The sequence below is a fragment of the Streptomyces sp. CA-294286 genome (assembly GCF_050947155.1).
GTDB lineage: Bacteria > Actinomycetota > Actinomycetes > Streptomycetales > Streptomycetaceae > Streptomyces.
On record NZ_CP192005.1, the window covers coordinates 3,447,757 to 3,470,360 of the forward strand.

23 protein-coding genes are annotated in these 22,604 nt (G+C 68.7%); 15 read left to right on the plus strand and 8 right to left on the minus strand.

What is annotated here, in order from left to right:
- Positions 1-58 precede the first annotated feature (58 nt).
- From ACQPZG_RS20130 to ACQPZG_RS20145, 4 genes are all read right to left on the minus strand, one after another.
- Positions 59-1,198, minus strand: coding sequence for a PD-(D/E)XK nuclease family protein (locus ACQPZG_RS20130; protein ID WP_433547128.1), 1,140 nt, complete (start codon positions 1,196-1,198; stop codon positions 59-61).
- A gap of 81 nt (positions 1,199-1,279) precedes the next feature.
- Positions 1,280-2,398, minus strand: coding sequence for a hypothetical protein (locus tag ACQPZG_RS20135; protein WP_433547129.1), 1,119 nt, complete (start codon positions 2,396-2,398; stop codon positions 1,280-1,282).
- A gap of 43 nt (positions 2,399-2,441) precedes the next feature.
- Positions 2,442-2,783 carry a hypothetical protein gene (locus ACQPZG_RS20140; RefSeq protein WP_433547130.1) on the minus strand — a complete coding sequence of 114 codons (342 nt, stop codon included), beginning with the start codon at positions 2,781-2,783 and terminating at the stop codon, positions 2,442-2,444.
- Between the two features lie 178 nt (positions 2,784-2,961).
- Positions 2,962-3,510: a hypothetical protein gene (locus tag ACQPZG_RS20145; RefSeq protein ID WP_433547131.1), complete on the minus strand. Its 549-nt coding sequence runs from the start codon at positions 3,508-3,510 to the stop codon at positions 2,962-2,964.
- Between the two features lie 288 nt (positions 3,511-3,798).
- Between ACQPZG_RS20145 and ACQPZG_RS20150 the strand changes: the two genes are divergently transcribed.
- Positions 3,799-4,122 carry a hypothetical protein gene (locus ACQPZG_RS20150; protein WP_433547132.1) on the plus strand — a complete coding sequence of 108 codons (324 nt, stop codon included), beginning with the start codon at positions 3,799-3,801 and terminating at the stop codon, positions 4,120-4,122.
- 246 nt (positions 4,123-4,368) lie between these two features.
- Positions 4,369-4,695, plus strand: a complete 327-nt coding sequence (gene cutA / locus ACQPZG_RS20155) for a divalent-cation tolerance protein CutA (RefSeq protein ID WP_433547133.1) — start codon at positions 4,369-4,371, stop codon at positions 4,693-4,695.
- Positions 4,696-4,747: 52 nt separating this feature from the next.
- Here cutA and ACQPZG_RS20160 read toward each other — a convergent pair whose 3' ends face one another.
- Entirely contained in the window at positions 4,748-5,992 is a 1,245-nt protein-coding gene (locus ACQPZG_RS20160) for a helix-turn-helix domain-containing protein (protein ID WP_433547134.1), read from the minus strand.
- Positions 5,993-6,121: 129 nt separating this feature from the next.
- On the opposite strand from ACQPZG_RS20160, the gene ACQPZG_RS20165 reads away from it, so the two are divergent.
- On the plus strand, positions 6,122-6,697 hold the full coding sequence (locus ACQPZG_RS20165) for an ATP-binding protein (RefSeq protein ID WP_433547135.1): 576 nt from the start codon (positions 6,122-6,124) through the stop codon (positions 6,695-6,697).
- 62 nt (positions 6,698-6,759) lie between these two features.
- Here the strand turns inward: ACQPZG_RS20165 and ACQPZG_RS20170 are convergent, their stop codons facing one another.
- Complete coding sequence (locus tag ACQPZG_RS20170) at positions 6,760-7,923, minus strand: helix-turn-helix domain-containing protein (protein ID WP_433547136.1); 1,164 nt, start codon at positions 7,921-7,923, stop codon at positions 6,760-6,762.
- A gap of 6 nt (positions 7,924-7,929) precedes the next feature.
- Positions 7,930-8,352, minus strand: a complete 423-nt coding sequence (locus tag ACQPZG_RS20175) for an NUDIX hydrolase (protein ID WP_433547137.1) — start codon at positions 8,350-8,352, stop codon at positions 7,930-7,932.
- Between the two features lie 165 nt (positions 8,353-8,517).
- On the opposite strand from ACQPZG_RS20175, the gene ACQPZG_RS20180 reads away from it, so the two are divergent.
- From ACQPZG_RS20180 to ACQPZG_RS20235, 12 genes are all read left to right on the plus strand, one after another.
- Positions 8,518-9,318 carry a TauD/TfdA family dioxygenase gene (locus ACQPZG_RS20180; protein ID WP_433547138.1) on the plus strand — a complete coding sequence of 267 codons (801 nt, stop codon included), beginning with the start codon at positions 8,518-8,520 and terminating at the stop codon, positions 9,316-9,318.
- Positions 9,319-9,424: 106 nt separating this feature from the next.
- Positions 9,425-9,838, plus strand: coding sequence for a hypothetical protein (locus ACQPZG_RS20185; RefSeq protein WP_433547139.1), 414 nt, complete (start codon positions 9,425-9,427; stop codon positions 9,836-9,838).
- A gap of 26 nt (positions 9,839-9,864) precedes the next feature.
- Positions 9,865-10,476 carry a DUF6624 domain-containing protein gene (locus ACQPZG_RS20190; protein ID WP_433547140.1) on the plus strand — a complete coding sequence of 204 codons (612 nt, stop codon included), beginning with the start codon at positions 9,865-9,867 and terminating at the stop codon, positions 10,474-10,476.
- The gene (locus ACQPZG_RS20195; RefSeq protein ID WP_433547141.1) at positions 10,473-11,798 is read left to right on the plus strand and encodes an SAM-dependent methyltransferase; all 1,326 of its coding nucleotides are present in this window, start codon (positions 10,473-10,475) and stop codon (positions 11,796-11,798) included. Before ACQPZG_RS20190 ends, ACQPZG_RS20195 begins: the two co-directional genes overlap by 4 nt.
- 276 nt (positions 11,799-12,074) lie before the next feature.
- On the plus strand, positions 12,075-12,578 hold the full coding sequence (locus ACQPZG_RS20200) for an NUDIX domain-containing protein (RefSeq protein WP_433547142.1): 504 nt from the start codon (positions 12,075-12,077) through the stop codon (positions 12,576-12,578).
- 173 nt (positions 12,579-12,751) lie between these two features.
- A complete protein-coding gene (locus ACQPZG_RS20205) occupies positions 12,752-12,925 on the plus strand; it encodes a hypothetical protein (protein WP_433547143.1) in 174 nt (57 codons plus the stop codon).
- 112 nt (positions 12,926-13,037) lie between these two features.
- Positions 13,038-13,169: an FxLD family lanthipeptide gene (locus ACQPZG_RS20210; protein ID WP_384342522.1), complete on the plus strand. Its 132-nt coding sequence runs from the start codon at positions 13,038-13,040 to the stop codon at positions 13,167-13,169.
- A gap of 32 nt (positions 13,170-13,201) precedes the next feature.
- Complete coding sequence (locus tag ACQPZG_RS20215) at positions 13,202-13,366, plus strand: FxLD family lanthipeptide (protein WP_433547144.1); 165 nt, start codon at positions 13,202-13,204, stop codon at positions 13,364-13,366.
- A gap of 83 nt (positions 13,367-13,449) precedes the next feature.
- Positions 13,450-16,530: a lantibiotic dehydratase gene (locus ACQPZG_RS20220; RefSeq protein WP_433547145.1), complete on the plus strand. Its 3,081-nt coding sequence runs from the start codon at positions 13,450-13,452 to the stop codon at positions 16,528-16,530.
- Positions 16,527-17,798 carry a lanthionine synthetase C family protein gene (locus ACQPZG_RS20225; RefSeq protein ID WP_433547146.1) on the plus strand — a complete coding sequence of 424 codons (1,272 nt, stop codon included), beginning with the start codon at positions 16,527-16,529 and terminating at the stop codon, positions 17,796-17,798. The genes ACQPZG_RS20220 and ACQPZG_RS20225 overlap by 4 nt, the downstream gene beginning before the upstream one ends.
- A 16-nt stretch (positions 17,799-17,814) precedes the next feature.
- Entirely contained in the window at positions 17,815-19,902 is a 2,088-nt protein-coding gene (gene fxlM, locus ACQPZG_RS20230) for a methyltransferase, FxLD system (RefSeq protein ID WP_433547147.1), read from the plus strand.
- A gap of 1 nt (position 19,903) precedes the next feature.
- Positions 19,904-21,007 (plus strand): hypothetical protein, encoded by a 1,104-nt coding sequence (locus ACQPZG_RS20235; RefSeq protein ID WP_433547148.1) that lies wholly within the window; start codon positions 19,904-19,906, stop codon positions 21,005-21,007.
- A 146-nt stretch (positions 21,008-21,153) separates the two neighbouring features.
- On the opposite strand, the gene ACQPZG_RS20240 is transcribed toward ACQPZG_RS20235, so the two are convergent.
- Positions 21,154-22,602 carry an MFS transporter gene (locus ACQPZG_RS20240; protein ID WP_433547149.1) on the minus strand — a complete coding sequence of 483 codons (1,449 nt, stop codon included), beginning with the start codon at positions 22,600-22,602 and terminating at the stop codon, positions 21,154-21,156.
- Positions 22,603-22,604: the final 2 nt, after the last annotated feature.

The following is a 22,604-nucleotide window of genomic DNA, read 5'->3' on the forward strand; positions in this document are numbered from 1 at the left end:
AGATGATCAAGAAGGGTGCGGAGCCCCGCATCACACGCGCGGAGCCCGCCAGGGGCTGTCAGAGCTTCTTGGCCCGGGTCACCTTGATGGACCGGACCGTCTTCTGCCCCGCCACCTTCCGCCGGGGCACGACGATCCCCGCCCGCCGCAGAATCGCCACCATCGCGTCCTTGTCCGGAACCATCGGCACCACGAGGTCGGCGTCCTCGAACTTCTCCACCAACGCCTGGAGGTCCGTGTCCTCCTTGTCGTTGCCGCCACCCCACCCCAGGTGGTTCGCCCCGTAGTTCCCCTCCGGCGAGTCGTCGAGCATCGCCCGCGCCAGCTCCTTCACCCGCTTCGACTCCCTGAACTTCTCGTGGGCACGCACGTAGTCCGCCAACGCCTTCGCGCGGTCGGCGTCGTCGTGCACAAGGACCGTCTGCACCGGAGCCCCCGGCACCGCACCCTCCCAGCAGGCGTCACGGAAGGGGCAGTTGTCGCACACCGCCGACAATCCCGGCCCGTCGTGATCCCGGCGCAGCTCCTCCGGCGAATCGGCCTCCAGAACCCGGTCCACCCACCAACGGGCCTGCATCGCCAGCCACTCGTCGAACGGGAACTCCTGGATCTCCTCCTCGCCCGTGTCCCGGCACACGAACCGGAACCGGATGCGCTGCACGTCCACGGGGCCGAGCCGGTGCAGGTACCTCTGGCCCGGCACATCCGCGAACCCCACCGTCCGCAGCAGGTCGGCGTACAACAACACCTGCCGCATCTCCGCAGCCGTCGGCCCGTAGCGCACCACCCGGTCCCACACCCGCGCCGACTTCGTTTTCACGTCCTCCACGGTCACCACCTCGGCGGCCTCCACCGGGCGGTGTCGCTTCGGGAGGCGGGCAGCGGTCGCGGCATCCAGCTGCACCACGTCGATGTGCCCGCGGACCACCCCGTCGGTCACCGACCGCTCGACCAGCCACCCGTACTCGCGGCGCGCATCCTCCAGAAGCCCCTTGTGGATGTACGTCCCCAAGATGGCCGCCTTCTTGTCCCCCACGTGCGTGCGCTCGGCACCGGCAACGATGTACCCGGCCCGGCGCGAACAGATCGTGTCCGACGCCCCCAGCTCGGACTGAAGCGAGCGCGGCCGGCGGGCATCAACAGCGTGGGCGGCATCCCAGATCGAAATCGGGGCTTTGCCAGTGGTCAGGGTGGTCACAGCATTTCTCCAAGAGGGCAGGCCGAGGCCCGGCCTACAGGCAGCAGGCCCCGGCGTAAGACAGAAAGAGAGGGTGGAGGGTCAGGCGGCGGCGAACTCGTCGTCGAACGACGACTCGACACCGTCGTCGAACTCAAGGCCCTTCGCCGCAGCACGCAGCCGAGCCGCCTCGCTGGTGTCGTCTTCGTCGGGCTCACCCGTCGGGTCGGACAGCACCTCGGGCTTCTTCAGCGCGGCGGCCTTCTTCTCGATGGCAGCCCGCACGACGATCACCTCGTGACGAGCGAGTTCCTTCGCGGACTCGACCTCGAACCACAGCTTCTTGAGGCCGTTCAACCCGTCCTTCGCCGACTCCTCGACCTTCGGCAGCCAGGCTTCCGCCAGGTCGCCGGTCAACTCCGGGGCCGCCTGTGGCGCCGCGTGAGAAGCACAGCCCATCAGCCCGAACACCAGCCGCTCCACGGTGAAGTCCGGTACCTCCATCGGCTTGCCCTCGCGGGGCACCCGGAACTTCAGCGATCGGGCGGCGACGATCTGCGGCACCTCATCGCGCCGCAACCGCACCCACGCCGTCGCGTCGAACGCCAGAGACTTCTGGCCCTCGACCCGCCAGTCCTTCGTGTTCGGGATCGGGTCTCCGTTCCCGTCGACGGCTGCGATCTCCTTGCCCCGGGCCAGCATCACCACGATTCCCGGCATCGTCCGCACCAGGTACATCACCCGGTTCCACCGCTCGACCGCGTCGTTCCACAGGTTCATCGACGGCTTGATCTCGGCGTCAGGGTCCCGGTTCAGCTTCGCCTGGCCCTTGTTGGAGCGGCGGGCTCGCCCGTTGGCCCAGTTCACGAGCATCCGCCACAGCAGGGACACCGAGTCGATCACCAGTACCACCGGGGGCTCACCGGCCGCAGCGGCACGCTTGGCCTCGGCGTGCACCGCCTCGACCTGGCCGAGGATGTCGCGGTAGGTGCCGTTGTGGACGACGAGCAGGTACTCGGCCCCGGGGACAGCGGCGTACTCGTCGGCGGTGTCCTCGCCGAGCTCCAGCCAGTACGCCTGGCCAGTGTGCTTCGAGCCGGTGAACTCGGCGGCGGTGAAGGACTTTCCCGCCTTCTCCTCGCCTTCGAGCAGGATCTTCGGCCACGGCACGACGCCCGTGGGCTTGCGGGTGCGGAGCTGGGGAACAGCAGGGGTAGACATGATCTCTCCAAGAGGTCTATCGGATGGTAATGTTGCGGCCTATTTATGCGGCGCGGAGACCCCGCGTCTCGAACAGCGAAGACCACTCCGGATGCAGTTCCAGGAGCATTCGTACGTACCGGGACCGAAAGTCGTTGTTCAGTCGCCACGGATCACCGGAAGTGGCCCGCCCGTACTGCCAGCGCAGTACCTCGAAGAGCATCCCGATGCCCACCCGCCCCAACCCGCTGCTCACGCAGTCGGCAGTCAGCGACTCCAGTTTTCCCAGGATCCACGGGTTGAGCTGGTGAAACGCCTCGAAACGCTCCTGGATGCTCAACCCCGCGCCCTGCGATTCCGGGTGCCGCAGGGGAGCAACGGGCAGCTCAAGCTGTACGGGAACCATGATCCTCCTCATCTTTTTAGTGTTGGGGCCTATTTTGCGACACAGGCGGCGATGCTCTGTGCACCCCCTCCTCTCTTCTGGCAATTCTACTATCAATGAGGGTGGGGTCAAGCGCGCCGCAATCCGACCGAGACCCCGGAGATGTGCCCCTCCAGGCCCTCGGTCGCGAAGGGCGAACCTACTTCTTCGCCGCCAATCCGCGCTTCACGAAAGCCGACCCCGGCCCGTCGTACGTCCCCGAGCGCAGCGCCTCCACCACCTCTGTGTTCAGCCGCCACGTCCCGTTGCGTGACCCCGCCATCGTCTCCTCGGCCGCATCCAGCACAGACGTCAGCAACCACACCCGGGAACCGGACAGGTGGTAATCACATGCGGGCAGCCGCTTCAAGCCCTTCGACACATGCGACTGGGTCACCCCGAACAGGGTCGAGTACTCCTGCGCCCCCACCAGCGGCGGCAGCTCCCCCTTCTTCATCGGCCGAACCCCCGCCCCCTGCTCCGCCTCCAATGCCTCCAGCTTCCCCACATCCAGCTGCCGGCCATGCTTGCCGGGCGGCAGCGCCAGAGACACCACAAAGCCCCCCGGCCAGAACGGCTTGCCAGACACGATCACGGCATCCTCGTACGCGAGGATGCCGTGGGGCACCCAGTTGTCACTGACCGCCGTCGGCGCAATGTTGTAGACGGACGCAATCTCCTTGCGCCCCAAAAGCAATGGCTTCGCCATGACGGCGCGCTCCCCTCGGAAAAACACTCTTCATAGTAGAATACCTATGATGGGTGCCGGTTCGAGGCGCGAGGGCTCCCACTACGCACTGTTAGGCTGAGGGAGCACTTTCCAAGAGGTGTAACAAGGCCCCCGTCGTTGAAGCCGATGCGCGGGGGCCTTCATCATTTCGCCCGCCACGGCGTGGGCGACGACTGCAACGCCGCGAGTTCCCGCCGAGACCTTTCACGCGTGCTACTCGGTAGGGCCGGGTAGGACCGCCCGATGCCGCTGGGTAGGGTCCCGGTCATGGACTCCGCCCTGGTCGTCGCCTTCCTCAGCGCGTTCGCACTGATCGCGTTCGCCACTGGGCGCCTCACCGTCCGAGCCCTTCGCCGAGGCCCGCTGTGGGCCCGTTTCGGGCTCCCACCGGTCGTCACGTTGCTCTCCGGCGGCGCCGTGGCATGGCTGTTCTGGCCGTCCTACTACGCGGGCCTGCTCATCCTGCCTTGGTGGGGCGCCGCGTTCCTCGGCAACATCACCGCCTGGACCCGGCCCGGCCCTCGACGCGGCGTGAGCCCCGACCTCGAAGCCGCCCGCCGACGGTGCGCTTCCCGGGCAGCCCAGGCATGAAACGCAGTACGACCGCGTCGGGCAGTGGAAGCTACCCCGCCAATACATACCTGCTGAGGACATCCGCAAGGGCGCAGCGACGCCGTACGGAGCAAACTCGCTGAGCGGGGTGTGCAGTCGCCGGGCTCCTCCACCGCCTTTCGGCAGGCGGCATCCCGGCGTTGGCCTTCACCATTCCCGCCGCGCCTCACGGTTCGGCAGGTCGGCTCGGTAGGGTCGCAGCACACCGAGCAGGGAGGAAGTTGCATGTCCAGCGAGATCCTGATTGCCCAGACGACCATCGACGACGACGAGCAGGCGAAGACCCTCGCGCGGGGCGCGGTTGAAGCCCGACTGGCCGCCTGCGCTCACATCGACCAGCCGTTCACCGCGATCTACCGGTGGCAGGGCGCCATCGAGACAGCGCAGGAATGGCGGATCTCGTACAAGACCACCGCGGACCGTCTCCCCGAGCTTGCCGCGTGGGTTGCAGAGACACACACCTACGACGTTCCGGAGTGGATCACGCTGCCTGTCACCGGCGGGTCCGACGAGTACCTGCGCTGGGTAGTGGAAGAGACCTCCGTGCAGTAGAACCGCATGCCAACTCCGGCCCGGCCTCGGAGTTCACAGGCCGGGCCGGAGGTCAGGCAGCGAACTGCCCGAGATGCTGGGCAAGTTCCTGCTCACTGTCGGGGAGGCGGGCAGCGATGGACCGTGCGCGCTCACGCCCCATCGTGTTCGGGCGCGCCTCCGTCGCAGCGGCGAACTGCCGTGTGACGTGCACCCCCTGGTCGACGTTGCCCCCGCGAAGGAGTGCAGCCGCGAGATCACCGAGGACGACCACTCCAGAGTCGGGCAGATCGGTCCCCAACCGGCTCATGGCGACGTCTGCTGTGCTGGTGAGTTCCTGCCGGCCGAGGTGCCCGTACACCGACAGGGTCAGGGAGTCGAGACGGTACGGGGTCATGAACTGGACCCACGGCTGCTCGCTGGTGTGATCGGCGAAGTCGTAGACGACGCGCGCACGGTCGAGGGCACGCAAAGCGTCGATCTCAGCCCTGGCATGGGCGGCCTCTTCTGCGTGCCGGCCGTGTATCCAGGCTGCCGCTGTGGCATTTCCCCGCCCGCGAACGTATTCGCCTGCCTGGGCCAGGTACTCCACCGCCTGCGCGGGAGTGGCGGCCCCATAGCTGGCGTAGGCCAGGGCCAGGGCACGCAGAGGTGGATGGCCGGCTGCGTCTGCGCAGTCCGAGGTGACCTTGTAGTAGGCGCGGGCACGGTCGTGGTCGCCCAGATCCCATGCGGTCCATCCGGCGAGTGCCGCTGTCTCACCCGCTGCGATCGTAAGAGCCCTCTCGTGCTGGCTGGCCCTTGGCAATGCTGCGGTGATCGCGTCAAGGTGCGCCTCGACCATGCCCTGAAGCTCACGTGCCGTGAGGTGGCGCTCGCTCACGTGAAGGGCGCCCGCACGGTCGATAAGAGCCACCGCTGAGCTGGTGTCGATCTTGCTCCCTTTGCTCAGCGCGTAGGCGAGCCGACCCCAAGGTTCGGCAGCTGCCGAGGCCCCGATGATGGCGCCCCCGAGCAGAGTGCGACGTTTCACGTCGTCCGGGTCCTCTCCCTCACAGCGGCCCCTCCGCTTCCGCCTGGCACGCGCAGCAACCGCTTCTCGCTGTAACTCCTCCGGGTTGATACCGCAGACCACCGCGACGTAAGCGAGCGTGTGGTTGGTCGGGATGTGCTCACCATGCTCGTAGCGGTTGATCTCGCGCCGGGTCATGGTCTCCCGGCCGGAGACGACGTTGATTGCGGCGGCTTGCTGTTCCTGCGTGTGGCCGGCTTTTCGCCGGAGCGTACGGAGTAGTTCGCCGAACGGATCTGCTGGCATGAGTGTGACCTCTGTGGGCGTCGGAATCCAATCATGGCCACAACTCCCCCCGTAAATTCCCCCCTTGACAAAAATTTCCCCCCTTAGATTCCCCTGGTGGGCGTTGTGAGGGTGCGCTGCGATAGACCCATGACCAAGCTCCGCAAGGCGACATCGTGCCCGGCTGACAGGGGTACCGACAGCAACACGGCCCCTGCCCGTGGGGCAGAGCCCCGGAAGGCGAAAACAGAGACAGGGAAGGCCACCACGGGCCATCGGGACCTGAGCGGTCCGGCCCTGAAGGTCCACCCGCAGCCACAAGACGCCAACCGCGCAGAAGCGGGGTGCAGGGTCTTCATCGAGGCGTTCGCGCCTGATGCCGCGCACGTGAAGGGGATGCGGCACTCCGCGGCTGCCGTCCTGAAGGCATGGGGCCTCCACGGCCCCGCGGTCCCGGAGATCGTTCTCAGCGTCTGCGAGCTGGTCACGAACACCATCGTTCACGGGTGGGGCGACGGAACTCTGCGGATCAGGTACCGAGACCGCGTGGTGCACATCGAGGTGACGGACGACAATCCGGCGCCGGCCCGTCTGCGTCCGGCCAGCAGCGAAGACGTGTCAGGGCGCGGACTGGCTCTCATCGACGCGTTCGCGGACGGATGGGGCGTTTCTGACGACGGGCGGACGACGTGGGCCACATTCCTGACCGCCGCCGGAAGGCCGTAATGGCCGCCACCATGGGTACGGTCGGCCCACGTGGCCGCCGAGTAGCACCTGAGGGCCGGGAGTTAGGCGGCCATCTCACTCCGTATCCCGTCGAGGGCGGCACCCGCCGCGTCCCGCACGTCAGGCAACTGGCCCGCGGCAGTGCGGATGATGCGCTGCAACTGATGCGGAAGACGTTGACGGACCGCTTCTCCGAGCGCCACCGTCAAGGACTCCTCAGCCCCGGTGTGGTCACCGCCCAGGAGCCGCACCCGGGCGCTGGTGATTCGGGCGATCACCGCCCACTGAGCACCCGTCCCCATTGCGTCCGGGGCGTGGTCTACGAGTCGTATCGCTGCGTCCGGGCGCCCAGTCGAGACGAGCCCCCGCAAACGGATCTCGTGAAGCGCGAACGGGTTGAACAGCGACGTGTGTTCCGCATGGTCCAGCAGGCCGTCCGCCTCACGCACGACGGAGTCGAAGAGGGCACCGTCGCACAGGGCCCCGGCCGCACGGGCAAGGAGTGGGAGAGCTGCGGCGCGGGCGGTGTCGTCGGGGGCCAGCGCCACGGCCTGCTGCAGGCGGTCGACAGCGGCCCCGGTGAGGTGAGCTTTCCGCAGCTCGTTTCCGTGCATGCGCAGCACCTGCGACGTGAACGCAGGTTCGTCGAAGTACTGGGCGATCCTCAGGCTCTTGCCCGTCCAGCTCGCGGCGGTCGACAGGCGTTCCTCGGGCAGAACGTTCCCCAGGGCGACGCCGAGACCGACCCTTGCTTCGGCGAGGAGGCGCAGCACGTCACGTTCCGTGTGCCCGTCTTCGATACGCGCCTCCAACCGGGCCACCAAGGGCCACAGCTCCGCGACGGCTTCGGAGGCGTGACCGGACTGGCGGGCAACCTCCGCGAGCCGCACCGTGGACTGGCCGAACTGGAGCATCGCCCGGTGGTCGGTGTCGGCGGCGTCGGTGACGCCCAGGACGTGCGGGGGGATGCGCAGCTGCTCAGCGACATGGCGTCGTGCAGTGGCGTCATTCAAGGGCCGTTTGCCCAGTTCCATCGCCGACACCATCGTCTTGTCGTAGCCCAGCAGGGACCCCAGCTCGGTCTGGTTGATGCCGTGCACCGTCCGGTAGAACCGCAGGATCGGCCCCAGCTCACGTGCGGCAAGAAGCGCCTGCGCCTGGGGGGTTGCCCAGTGCCACAAGGCGTGGCGTGCGGACGGCCGGTTTCCCACCTCGCTGCCGGGCACCTCGCCTCACCCCCGGCGCCTGTGCCAGGCGGCGATCGACTGCTTGTACCCGTCGGGCATGTGCAATCCAGGAACCTCGTCGGCGCTGAACAGGCCCACCTGCTTGTGCTCGTGGCTGAGCACCGGCGTGGTGCCCGGGGTGAGGACGGTGCAGCCGTAGGTGACGATCACGACGCGCCGCTCGGGCTTCGTCTCCGGCAGGGGCTGGTAGATCCACACGTCCAGCAGCGGACCGGCCTTGACCGTCCATTCGGACTCCTCGCTGATCTCCCGCTCCATGGTCTCCTCGGGGGAGGCGTCGGAGGGTTCCAGACGGCCGCCTGGCAGCTCCCACTCCTCACGTTCGTTCTTGAGCAGCAGCACGCGGCCCAGTGCGTCCAGGGCTACACCTTTGACGGAAACGGGCCAGGTGGGGGGCGTGTAGGCCATCGCAGTCCCTCACGTTCACGGCGGTTCGCGGGTCGTCGGAACGTAGCACGCGGCCAGCAACTCGCGGACCAGCTGGGCGATTTGAGCAGGTCGACAATCTGTCGCTTTACCCCTGACCCGTACGCCCTCAGGTTGGTGTTCCACCCGACGCGAAGGAGTCCCGGAATGCGCCACGCCTCCCACCCGCGGCCGGACACCGTACTCACCCACCACCACGTGAACACCACCCTGCCCGGAGCTCTGGACCGCATCGCCGCAGGACTGCGGCACACCGGCCTCGTCACCCTGACCGGGCTCTCCTCCCGCACCGACGTGCTGACACTGGCCACCCGGCTCATGACCGTCACCGCGCACCGAGACTCCGACTCCGACGGCCTCACCACGCTCTACGACACCGGGCGGCACGCCCACCGTCCCGGATTCGCCGGCCTGGGGAACGGCCCTCTGGAACCCCACACGGAACGCTCCGGCACCCCGACGCCGCCCAGACTGATGCTGCTGGTCTGCGGGCAGCCCGCAGAAACCGGCGGCGACTGCCTCCTGGTCGACGGCCGCGCCGTCCACCTCGACCTGAGCACCCGTTCCGGCACAGCTGCCCGGGCACTCAGCCAACGCCGCACCGCCTACTTCGGGGGCGGTGACGGGCACCCCTCACAGGTCTTCACCGTCTACGACGACCAGCGTGTCTCCGTACGGCTCCGACTCGACGGACTGGCCCGGTTCAGCCCGATCGTGCAGCCCCACCTGCCCTTGCTCCGTACCGCACTCCAGTACCACCAGGTGCGGCTGCCCCGGGCGCCAGGGCAGGGCTACATCCTGGACAACAGCCGCTGGCTCCACGCCCGGAGCGCATTCACGGGAAACCGGTTGTGCTGGCGGGCCCTGGGCCAACCGCGGTTCCCGTTGCCCCAGGGCTTCGTACCTGCCCCCGCCGCACGCACGGTACCTGTGCTGGTGGGCTCATGACGGCCGGCAACAGGCACCCGTCCACCGCCGCGGTTCCGCTCCGGCCGACAGCGGCAAGCAGCAACGTCCCCGCTCAGCTCTGCGGCCCGGGACCGCGGGGTGCCGCGTGAACGACACGATGCTGCTACCCCGGACGGAAACCCGTGCGCTGGCGGGGTACTGGGTGCAGGTCAACGGCTACCGCGCCGCGACCGGTGTCCAGCTACAGGGCTACCAGCTTGGCGGATACGCGACCCCCACCGAAGCCCGCGCGGTGGCACAACTCCGCATCCGCGTCAGGCGAGTCGCCTGGCGGATGGAAGGGCTCGCCGCGCAGAGGGCGGCCTTCGAGTGGCTGACCAACCGCTGGGCCATGAGCCAGATCCTCGCCTCGCTCGCCGATGAGCAGATGTACATGCACCTCGTCACCGACGGCGACGTCACCTACGAGTTCTCCGCACGGCCGGTCTACCTCCCCGGCCAAGAGCAGGACCGCACGCCGTGTGACGTGGTGCCGATCCGTACGGGTGCCACCCCATGACCTTTCGCCGAACCGGAGTGACGACCATGACACCTCCCCCTGTGCGCAGAGACATCGCCCGAGACCTTGTGGACAGGGCCAACGCCTCCATGCAGTACCGCAGCCGCCTGGTGCGCGGCCTCCTCACCCCGGAGGAAAAGGAGATGGGCGCGCTCCAGGAGCGAGCCAACGCCGTCGTCCTGAGACGGCTCCTGCAACAGCACGGCTGGCCCGGCCGCACCCTCGTCGGGGAAGACGGCGCGACCGCCGCGTGGCGGCTCGCCCTCCACGCCGACCGCGAGCCGGACCTCCAGCACATGGCCTTACGGATGCTCACCACTGCCACCGAGCACCGCGAAGCCACCATCCAGCAGTGGGCCCACCTCCACGACCGGTGCAACGTCACCGCCGGCCACCCCCAGCTGTACGGGACGCAGCACCGCCTCCGCGCCGACGGCTCGTTAGAACTCCTGCCCGTGAGCAGCCCGGACACGCTGGACGTACGCCGCCGCAGCGTCGGCCTGCCACCCGTCGCAGAGGTTCACGACACGCTGCGCCTGCGCTACGCGCCCAGGCACGACGGCGACCAAGCGGAACCGGACCCGCCCGCCGGCCACCGGCTGGCTGCGCGAGCCGACCTGGTGGGGGCCTCAGCATGAACAACCCCGCCTTCGAGGATCAGCAGTACGTCACCGCCGCGAAGCCCGCCCGCATCTACGACTTCCTCCTCGGGGGCAAGAACTCCTACCGGCGCGACCGGCAGGCTGCGCTCGCCGTGCGGGAGGTAGCTTCCTGGACCCGGTCGGCCGCGCTCCTCAACCGCGACTTCGGGCAGCGCAGCACGCAAGTCTCCTTGAACCGGGGCATCCGCCAGTTCCTTGATCTGGGCTGCGGGTATCCCGCGCACTCCCTCAACCCCGAACACCGCGACCTGCACGAACTCACCGACCGCACACAACCCGGCTGCCCAGTGGTCTACGTCGATCACGACCCCTTCGTGGCCGCGCACGCCCGCGCCCTTCTGGACACCGGACCGCCGGACCGCGTCACCGTTGTAGAAGCAGACATCCTGCACATGCCCGCCCTGCTCGCGAACCCCGCCCTCTGCGCCGCTTTCGACTTGACGAAGCCCGTGGCTGTCAGCATCCACGACACCCTGGCATGGAACCCGGACGACACCGCAGTGGCCCAGGCACTACGCGCTCTGCGGGACTGGATGCCCTCAGGCAGCACCCTCTCCATCACCCACCTCTCCGACCACTGGCAACTCGACGTCGTGCACCGAGCTGCCGACACGTACAACGCGCACGGCATTGCTGTGCGTCCACGCTCCCGTGATCAAGTCGCCGCGCACTTCGGGGACCTCACCCACCTCGGCCCCGGCCTCACGCCCGTGGGCGCCTGGCACGAGGACAGCCCGTTCGCCCACCTCCCGCCCGAACACTCCTCCGCCTTCGCCGGCATCGCGGTCAAGGGTGAGCCGAGCAGACACACCCCGGCTGAGGAACTGCGCCCCCTCACCGCCGAGGAGCGCACCGTCGTGACCTACTTCGCATTCGGTACGTCACTGACCCAACTGGATGAGCTGCACGGCATCAACCGGCACGAGGCCCGCATCCTTCTCCACGCAGCACAGAAAGCCCTCGGCGCCCGCACCGCCCGCCCCTACGAGCTCGTGTTACGAGCCGTCGCCGTCGAACAGATCCCCGCCCCGCCCCTGCCCGCCAAAGCGCCGTCCGCCTCCGCCTTCGTGTTCCTCCACGATCTCGCTCACGGCAAGGACACACGTGCCATGGCCGATGACGATCAGCACAGCGTCCTTGGGCTCAACGCACTCGGCAAGGCGGTCCTCGCGGAGCTGAAAGCCAAGAGCTACCCGCACGCCGTGTACCTCCAATCCGCACTGCTGCTCGCCGTCTCTGCGGCGGACATGACCGCGATACGGAAACGCGCGGCTTCCTCGCGCACGGCTTTTCCCTAGACCGGCCGCCCCACGGTGCGTGCACCTTCACACCGCGTCGAGGGGCGGCCTACCACTCGGGTTCTGTCCTCCGGCCGGGCGGACGGCAGCCCCGGCCCACCGGCCGCCGACGGCCGGACCTGCCCGGGTACAGCGAGAGCGAACCGTCCGCCGGAGGCGACGACCACGTCCGCCCTCCGACTGCCGCCCCGTCCCGCGAAGGGACGGCAGCCGCCGACCTTCCCGTCCCAGCCCCCGCCGACCCACCTCCGTTCGGACGTACACGAGGAGCGCCCCATGCCCCACACGGACACCGACTACACCCGTCCCGGGCATCGCCGCATCGGTTGCTTGGCGCTCATCCGCAATCCCGCGGGTGACGTTCTGATCGTCCACCCGACAAATAAGGAAGGCGCCCAGCTCGTCGGCGGAGGTGCGAAGCCCAACGAAGCTCCCCATCACGCCGCCTACCGCGAGGCCGTCGAGGAGACGGGGCTCACGAGCCTGGTCATCGGTGACCTCCTCGTCGTGGACTACATCCCCGCCGCCAACGCCGAGACCGGTTCCGTCGAGGGTTACAACCTGGTCTTCGACGCCGGAGTGATCGAGCACAACACACAGATCACTCTGCCGCCCGCGGAAGAGGGCAGGGAACCCGAGTTGAGCGGGTGGACGTTCTGCCCTCCCTTCACCCTGGACGGATTCTGCGCCCCCTACCAGGCCCGCCGCATCCGCGAAGCCCTCAACGCCCTGGCCGACCCCAGCCGGCGCGGACTGCGCATCGAGGGCCTGCCCGCCTGAGCCCCCGGCGCGTCTTCTACAGGAGCGGCCCCCCAACCGCCCGCCCGCCGAACCACGGCGGGCGGGTGCACCGCCCGGCGACCGGGGCCCCAAACCGGTGTCAGTCGAGCACCCGCAAATCAAGGCCCCGACGAACAACCGGCCCATCAGACGCACACCGATCAGGAGGAACCGTGATCACTACCCGCAGGACGCCCCCACTTCGCCCTCCGACCGTTGCTGCCGACCCGTTCGACTTGGACATCGTCGTCGTCCAGTCATGCGAGCCGACCGCCACCACGACCGCATCCGCAGGCGGCTGCGCCGCCACCTGCGCCAGCGGCTCCTGCACCTCCAACAGCACCTGACCCACACAAGCCACCGGACCGGCCACACGCCGCTCCGGGCGCCGTCACCCGGCGGCACGAACAGGAAGACGACCACCTCGGCCGTCCCACCCCGCGAAGGAGACGACACCTCATGGAGAACGACGAATTCGACCTCGACATCAGCGTCCTGGAGTCCACCGACGGCACCGCTGCGCTGATCAACCTCACCGACGACGGCTGCGGCAGCACCTGCTCCAGCCCGTGCGCCACGAACGTCGCCTGACCTCGCCCACATCAACAGCCTGGGAGTTCCCCATGGACGGCACAGCGATACAGCAGATGACCACCCCGGCCGACGACGCGTTCGACCTGGACATCAGCGTCCTGGAGTCCGGTGACGGCTCCGCGACCGTGATCAACCTGACTGACGACGGATGCAAGCCCAGCTGCAAGGGGTCCTGCGCCACGAACGTGGCCTGACCTCACGCACCGACCGGTGCTGGCCCCCGCGACGTACACCGCGGGGGCCAGCACAGGCCACCGACACGGATCCGGAAGGGCTCATGAACATGAGGCGCGACGTGCTCTACCAGGCCGCGAACACCGCGCTCGTCCGCGCGGCTCGCTACGTGCGATTGCCGCTTCCCCCACTGCCGGACGTGTCCGACGACGCTCCGCACCACGTACGCCTGTGGCACCAGTGGCTCCGCACCGTAGCGAAGTGCGGCGAATTCACAGAGATCATTACGCACGCCAACCCCGGCTTCGCACGTCACCTGGCCACCCTGTGCGCAGCCCCCGCCCCGCAGGCCCGCCAAGTACGCCGAACCCTGGTGTCGGTCCTTCGGTACGTGCAGCGGATCGAGGGCCGGGCCACCCCAAACGGGCTGGTCGCCGGCGTCGCCCCCGTCACGTTCGGGTCGTGCACCCTCGTGTACTGGGGGCCGTGGCACCGAGCACGCGCGTGCGCCGACGGCGCGTGGATCGCCGACCTCGTGCAGCGGCTGGAGGAGGACCCGGCCCTGTTGCGCCGACTGCCCGTGATGGCAAGCAACACCCCCTTCATTCGAGGGGAACGCCTCGTGGTGCCCTACCCCTCCACCGTGCAGGCGGGGGAACGCCCCACGGCGGAAGTGTCGATGCGGTGCACCCCTGCCGTACGTGCCGCCCTTGAGCTGGCCGGCTCCCCGATCTCCTACGACCTCCTCGCCGAGAAGCTGCGGGGCGGCTTCCCGCATGTGCCGCCCGAGCGCGTCCGGGCTCTCCTGAGGAGCCTCGTCCGCCACGGTGCGCTCATCACATCCCTGCACGCCCCGGCCACCACACCCGACCCCCTCGACCACGTGCTTCAAAGCCTCGAAGCGGTCGCCGCCGACGAGCTTCCCTCCTGCACGCAGGTGCTGGACGACCTGCGAGCCATCCACAACGGGGTACGCCAGCACAACCGTGCTCTCGGCCCGTCCGACGGCCACCGCCTACGGGTAGCCCTCCACAACAAGATGGTGTCGGATGCCGTCCCCCGGCCACTCGCGGTGGACCTGCGCCTGGACTGCGCGCTGGTCCTGCCCATGACGGTTGCCCGTGAGGCGGAAAAAGCGGCCACCGTACTGACCTGGCTTACACCGGCTCCCTTCGGCACACCCGGCTGGAAGGCGTACCACGGGCGCTTCTTCGAAAAGTACGGCATCGGGTCGCTGGTGCCGCTGCGCGACGTCACGGACCCTGATGCCGGGCTCGGCTTCCCCGCCGGATACCTCGACAGCCCGCCGGAACCGCACGAAGGTCTCGCCAAGCGAGAACAGCGACTCCTCGCCCTGGCCCAGAACGCCGCCCTCGACGACCAGCACGAGATCCTGCTGAACGACGATCTGGTCGAAGAGCTGCGCCTCGGCGACCAGGACGGGATGCAGCCCCCACCACACATGGAACTGTGCTTCTCCATCGAGGCCGAAAGCCACGAAGCTCTCTCCCGCGGCGACTTCACTCTCACCGGTGCCCATCCGACGCGAGGCATCGGGACAACGAGCGGCCGGTTCCTCCCCGTCCTCGACGACGTGGGATGTGCCAGGGCCTCAGCACCGCTGAAACACCTCCCGGCCAACACTGCCGGCGCGCTGACCGCACAACTGTCCTTCGCACCGCTCAACCGCACGCACACCACAGTCACCCGGGTACCGGAGGTGCTGCCCACCGTGATCAGCGTCGCCGAGCACCGCACCGCCGACGAGCGAGTCATCGACCTGGACGACCTGGCGGTGAGCTGCGACCGCAGCCGCCTCTACCTCGTGTCCCTCTCCCGCAAGCGCGTGATCGAACCGCACACCTTGCATGCCCTCGACCTGCGTACGCACACTCCGCCGCTCGCACGGTTCCTCACCGAGATCAGCCGCGCCCAGTGCGCGATCGTCACAGAATTCCCGTGGGGGGCGGCCACGGAGATGCCGTACCTACCGCGCGTGCGCTACGGGCGCACGATCCTCGCGCAAGCCCGCTGGCTCCTGCACACCACGGACCTGCCCAACAGCTCGGCTTCCTGGAAGGACTGGCACGCGGCCATCGAAGAATGGCGGACCCGCCGCCGTGTGCCCGATGCGGTGGCGCTCACCGAAGGCGACCAGCGCCTTCCGCTGAACCTTGCCGAAAGCGCCCACCGGGCAATCCTGCGCGCCCACCTCACGAAGTCACCGACCGCCATCCTCAGCGAGGCCACCGAAGGAGGCGCGTGGTTCGACGGGCGGGCCCACGAAGTCACCGTCCCCCTCACCCTGACCCGCCCCTCGCAATGGCCGGCCGGGCCACCGGTGACCAAAGACCGCGTACTCTCCCGCGACCACGGGCACCTGCCCGGATCGCGGCCATGGCTCCTCGCCCAGCTCTACGGGCACCCAGAGCGGCATGCGGAAATCCTGGCCCGCCATCTTCCCGCGCTCCTCAACACATGGGATACCCCTCCCGCGTGGTGGTACTTGCGCTACCAAGACCCCCACCCACACCTTCGGCTCCGCATTGCCGTCCCCGCACCCGGCGACGCCGGACAGACGGCAGCCCGGATCAGCGACTGGACCGCCGAACTGCGCCGGGCCGGTCTCGTGAACGATCTGAAGTTCGCCACCACCTACCCAGAGACCGGACGGTGGGGGAGAGGCACGCTGATGGCGGCAGCCGAAAACGTCTTCGCCGCAGACTCCCGCGTCCTGGCCGCACAATTCACGCATCCGCACGGCCTGCCGTCGCAGGCGCTCACCGCCGCGAACTTCACGTCGATCGCCTCCGCGTTCACCGGCACCCCGGCCGACGGCATGCACTGGCTGATCGAACGCGCGAGGATCACCGCACCCCGCCCACTGGAACGGCGGATACTCACCGACGCTCTACGCCTGGCAGACCCGGCACAAGGGCGGGAAGCGATGAAGGCGGTACCCGGCGGACCCCACATCCTCCACGCATGGGACGACCGCGCCCGCGCCCTGACCCACTACCGGAGCCTCCTCACCGACGACAAGGGCCTCCAGGCGGCCGAAGTCCTCGACTCCCTCCTGCACGCCCACCACATCCGGGCCGCCGGCATCGACAAGGACGACGAGCGCACCTGCATGCGGCTCGCCCGCGCCGCCGCCCTGGCCTGGAAGGCAAGGAAGCGATGACCACAGAGCTGCGGCAGGCCGCGCGAAGAACAGCCAACACACTCACCGACCGCCTCGCCTCACCAACCGACGCGCACCACCTGAAACTTTCCCAAGGATGGCGGCCCCAGTCGCTGGCGCACGGCGCGCTCGGAGTAGCACTCCTGCACATCGAACGGGCCCGCACCGGTGACGGCTCCTGGCAACGCGCCCACGACTGGCTCAGCGCCGCCGCTACCAGTCCGGCCGTCGGCGGCGACGACAGCCACCTCTACTACGGGGTCCCGGCACTCGCCTTCGCCCTGCACCTGGCAGCCGAGGAACGCCCCGGCCAGTACGCCCGAGCACTCGACACCCTCGACAAGCACGTGGCGACCACGAGCAGGCGACGGCTGGCGCAGGCCCACACCCGCATGGACCGTGGCCGCTGGCCGGCACTCGCAGAGTTCGACACCATCCGCGGACTCACCGGCCTCGGCGCCCTCCTCCTGCGGCGCGACGTGCACACGGACCTGACCCGCCACGTCCTCACCTACCTGGTGCGGCTCACCGAACCCGTACGGCACGACGGGGAACTCCTGCCCGGGTGGTGGAGCAACCTGGGCCCCTCGGGGAAGCCCGCACCCACAGACTTCCCCGAAGGGCACGCCAACAACGGACTCGCCCACGGCATCACCGGACCACTCGCACTCCTTTCCCTGGCCGCGCTACGCGGTATCACCGTGGAGGGCCACACCGAAGCGATCGGCCGCATCTGCTCCTGGCTCGACCAGTGGCAGCAGCACACACCGGCGGGCCCCTGGTGGCCGTACTGGATCACCCGCGAACAACTACGGTCCGGACACCCCGGCCCGGGCCCCACCCGGCCCTCCTGGTGCTACGGCACCGCCGGGTTCGCCCGCGCCCAGCAACTCGCGGCCCTGGCAACCGACGACCTCGCCCGGCAGCGCACCGCCGAGGAAACCCTGTTCCGTGCCATGGCCGAACCCTCCCACAGGGACCTGACCACCGACCTGTCCCTGTGCCACGGCTTCGCCGGACTCGCCTACCTCACCCAGCGGACCGCCGCCGACGCCATAACCCCCGGCCTGGCGGACTGCCTGCCCGCACTCATCACCCCCCTCACCACCCACCCGCCCGCCGTCCTCGCCGACCAACTGCTCACCGGCCCGGGTGGCGGCGACCTCGGCCTTCTCGAAGGCGCCGCAGGCGTGGCCCTCGCCCTGCACAGCTACCAGGCCCAGACCCCCGCCCTGTCCGGCTGGGATGCCTGCCTGCTCATCAACTGACCCAGGAGAACGAACCATGCCCACCGACGAATGGCCGCAACGCGTCATCGAGTTCACCAACTGGGCCGACGCCGAACCTGTCACCACCAGCCGCCTTCTGCCCGCCCTCACCGAACTCGACTCCACCCAGTGGGCGTTCGTACGCAAACACCCCACCTGGCGGCTGCGGCTGCGACCGACCGACGGTATGAACCTCCAGCGCCTCGATGACGAACTCGACTCCCTGACCACCGCAGGACAACTCCGAACCTGGAACCGGGGCATCTACGAACCCGAGACCCACACGTTCGGCGGCCCCGCGGCCATGGAAGCCGCGCACGCCTTCTTCCACCACGACAGCCGCCACGTCCTGGACTACCTGAACCACCCGCACACCACCGACCCAGGCCCCCGCCTCGGCCGCCGCGAACTCGCCCTCCTACTCCCGAGCGTGGCCCTGCGCGCGGCCGGACTGGACTGGTTCGAACAGGGCGACGTGTGGGCCAAAGTCGCCGCCGAACGCCCACCCACCAAAACCCCTCGGACACCCAAACTCAGCACGGCAGCACACCGCCTCATGACCATCGAGACGCAACCGGCGAACCGTCCAGCCGGGGGCGGGCAGCTCGCGTACCTGGCCGACTGGATATCCACCTTCCACGATGTCGGCCAGCACCTCGCAGACCTCAACCGTCACGGACGGTTGGAGCGGGGACTCCGGGCCGTCCTGACCCACCACGTCATCTTCCACTGGAACCGCCTGGGCCTCCGCAGCGAGGACCAGAGCACCCTTTCCACCCTCGCGAAAGAAGCAGTCATGTCAACGAGTGACCACACCGCGTCGACCCCCGCGGCACGCGCCGTAATCACTACGGTCGGCGAGGTGAACAGCACCAGCACCCACGAGACCACCGCCGACCGCCTCCGCACCCAGCTTGTCGACAAGCTCGTTGCCGAGGGGGACGTGTACAGCCCTCAGATCGAAGAGGCCATGCGGACAGTTCCCCGCCACCTCTTCGTCCCCGACGCCCCGCTGGACAAGGCGTACGGCGACGCACCCGTGAACACCAAGCTCGACGAGACCGGGGCCCCCATCAGCTGCGCCTCACAGCCCTCCATCGTCGGCATGATGCTCGAACAACTCGACGTCCGGCCCGGCCAGAAGATCCTGGAGCTCGGCGCAGGCACCGGTTTCAACGCCGCCCTACTCGGCCACCTTGTAGGCGACGCAGGGCACGTCACCACCATCGACGTCGACCAGGACATCGTGGACGGTGCCCGCGCCGGCCTCGCCGCCGCCAGCATCAGCAACGTCACCGTCATCCTCGGAGACGGCGCTGTTGGCCACCAGAAGAACGCCCCCTACGACCGGATCATTGCCACCGTCGGCGCACACGGCATCCCGCAGGCCTGGTTCAACCAACTCGCTCCCGGCGGCCGCCTCCTCACCCCCATCCGGCTGCGCGGAAGCGTCTCCCGCTCCATCGCCTTCGAACGGAGGGGAGACACCTGGCGCAGCGTCGGCAGCAAGATGAACACCTTCATGCCGCTCCGGCAGGGCATCGCCGACGACCCTCGCGTGTTCGTTCCCCTCACCGCAGACAAGTCGGTCCAGCTAGTCACCAACGGAGACCAGAAGGTCGACGCAGACGTGCTCACTGACGTACTCCACCAGCCCCGCACCATGGCCTGGACCGGCGTGAACTTCCGGGGACCCGAGTCCGCAGAGTGGCTGGAACTGTGGCTCACCTGCACCATGCCCAACGGGCTCAGCCGGATGCCCGCCCAGGACTCAGCCCTCGAGGACGGCCTCCTCATCGCCCCCTACGCAAGTTCCACCGCCGTCTTCGAAGACGGAGCCCTCACCTACCTCACGCGCCGCACCGCCAAGCACAAGGCGGCCGATGGCGCCACCCTGTACGAGTTCGGAGTCATCGGCCACGGGCCGGGAGCCGAGGAGTTGGCCGAACAGGTCGCTGAGCAGATCCGCCTGTGGGACCGCGAATACCGCAGCCGCGGAGTCCACTTCGAACTCCAGCCTCGTGACGCCCAGCCCCTCGACGCCCGCTCCGGCCGCTTCGTCCTCGACAACGGCCTCAACCGCATGATCATCGAGTGGCGGTGACATGGACACCGACCGGATAGCCCAGCGATTCCCGCTGGTCGCACGTCCGCGCCCCACGTGTCCCACGCTCGCGGAACGCATCCGGGAAGTCAGCGCACTGGCTGAGGCCGCCCACCACGGTGGCGGCCTCAGCTCCGCCGCTACAGCCCTGAACCGGGCAGCCCTCATCGCAAGCGACTGCGGGCTGCCCGGCCTGGCCCAGGACTTGTGCTGGCGCCACACCGAGCTCCACCTGAACGCAACCCCCTTGAGCGAGCAGGGAGCGAAGTACGCCCTCGAACCCCTCATCAACCTTGCCCGCCTCCGCCTACGCGCCGGAGACGGAAATGGAGCCCACAAGCTACTCACGGACCTGACCCACGCGGTCAGGAACAAGACAGAAGTGAACTTCAACGGTCGAACCCTGGCATTCCAGGAGCTGACCGCGACACGGGAAGACCACCAGGCCGTTTGTCAGTGGCTCTGGACCGTCCTCCTGGGCGACGGCACGCGCGCTCTCACCACAGCGCGCCAATGGACCCGGGCGCGAGAGCACGTCATCAAACACAAAGGGGTCGGTCAACGGCTCCTCGACGGCCGCCAAGTGGTAATCGTTAGCCACTGCCTCAACGACGACCCAGAGACGGCACAACGCACACTGGACGAGAGCGCGCTCAACGACCCCTGGGAGACGCCAGTCGCCGCGCTTCTGGCCATGCTGTGCCTCTCGACCGCAGGAAAGCCCACCAGGGACGCGGAGAACAGGATGATCGCCCAGTACCTGGCCCTTGAAGGAGACCCGGAACTCGCCGTATTCCGTACACGGCTCGGGCTCGCCGCGCTCAACCTCTCCCATGCCCACCGTTACGAGGTCGCCCGACGCCTAGTGAACGACGCAGTCCACTCCCAGGATGGATACGTAGCCAGAGACGTCCTCACGCACGCCACGTGCGGCCAGGAGATGACCACTTGGGAACAGCAACAGCTGAACACCATCGTGAACGCGGCCGGCCTCGACAGACGCAGCATCCCCCCGAGACTCGAAAGCACTCTTATGAGTGCTTTCCATCACGGAGCTCTCGCCGTGATGGAACAGCATTCAACCGCGGTGCGGCCAGCCGACTGACATCGCGGCCAAGGGGCGGTGGCACCGACTCACCTGTGTCGGTGCCCTCCCGGCTACCTGGAGCGCCAGCATCTCCCCACTTAAAGTGATCGCGAAGGTGTGGAGAAAGAAACCGGCCGCCCGGTGGGGGCGGCCCCAGCGGTGGGTCAGGCGGCGGCCTTGTCTGGCTTGGGGAGCCGGAACATCAGCGCCCACATGACCGCGAGGGCGGCGACGACGTACCAGATGCTGCCTGCGAAGGCGTGGGTCACGGTGGTGCCGTGGCTGCCCGCGGGGGCGTACTGGAAGAACACCACGGAAGCCGAGGCGATCCCGAGCGCGGTGCCGAGCTGCATGGCGGTGTTGAACAGTCCCGCCGCTGACCCGGCGTCCTCGTGGCCGACCTGGCTGAGGGTGAGCCCGGCGAGTCCCGCGCCGACCATGCCGAACCCGGCGCCGACGAGGACCATCGGGGCGACGGCGGCCACGAACGGCATCTCGGCCTGCTGGGCAGAGACCTGCAGCTGGTAGCCGACCAGGGTTACAGCGATCAGCACAGCCCCGGCCTGCGGCACGCGCCGCAGGTGGCGTCCCGCCCACTTGGAGGCGAGCATTGCACCGGCCATGCCGCCGATGGAGATGGCGACGGACGCCGGGGCGAACTGCCCCGGCGTGAGCCCGAGGCCGGACTGCATGAACAGCACCCACGTCAGCAGGAAGACACCGGAGACCAGGCCGAAGACCAGCTGAGCGGCGAGCCCGCCGGCGAACGCCTTGCTCGTGAATAGGGACAGCGCGACCAGCGCGGAGCCGTCCTTGGCGGTCTTGGCCTTCTGCTGGATCACCAATACGGCCAGCACGCCCACGCCTGCCGCGATCATGAGGAAGCTCCAGGCGGGCCAGTGCTTCTCGCCGCCCACGGTCAGCGGGTAGGCGATCAGCAGCAGACCCGCGACGGACAGCAGCATGCCAAGCGGATCCAGACGCCTGGCCTGCTGGTCACGGGACTCCGGGAGGAACCGGAGTGCGAAGAGGACGGTGGCCACGCCGACGGGCAGGTTGATCAGGAAGATCGCCCGCCAGCCCAGGCCTGCGATGTCGGCTGAGGTCAGGACCGCGCCCAGGACGGGGCCGAGGACGCCGCCGAGGGACATGATCATGCCGTACATGCCGAACGCCCTGGCCTGGGACTCGCCCTGGAAGGTGACCGCGATGGTGGCCATGACCTGCGGCACCATCACCGCTGCCCCGGCGCCCTGGAGTGCCCGGGCGGCGACGAGGAAGTCCGGGCCGGTCGCGAGCCCGCACAGGAGCGACGCCACGGTGAACAGGACTGTGCCGGCGATGAAGACGCGCTTGCGCCCGAAGAGGTCGCCCAGGCGGCCGCCGGTGATCAGGGCGAGCGCGAAAGTGAGGGTGTAGGCGGCGGGGATCCACTGCACCGCGGCGCTCGTCGCGCCGGTGTCGGCCTGGATGGACGGCAGTGCGGTGTGGACGATGGAACCGTCGAGCGCGTTCATCAGCTCGGCGATCAGGATCACCACCAGGGTGATCCTGGCGGCCCGTCCGGCCCCGGTGGGGCGCGGGTGGCCGTGGGTATGGGTGTCGGTTGACACGA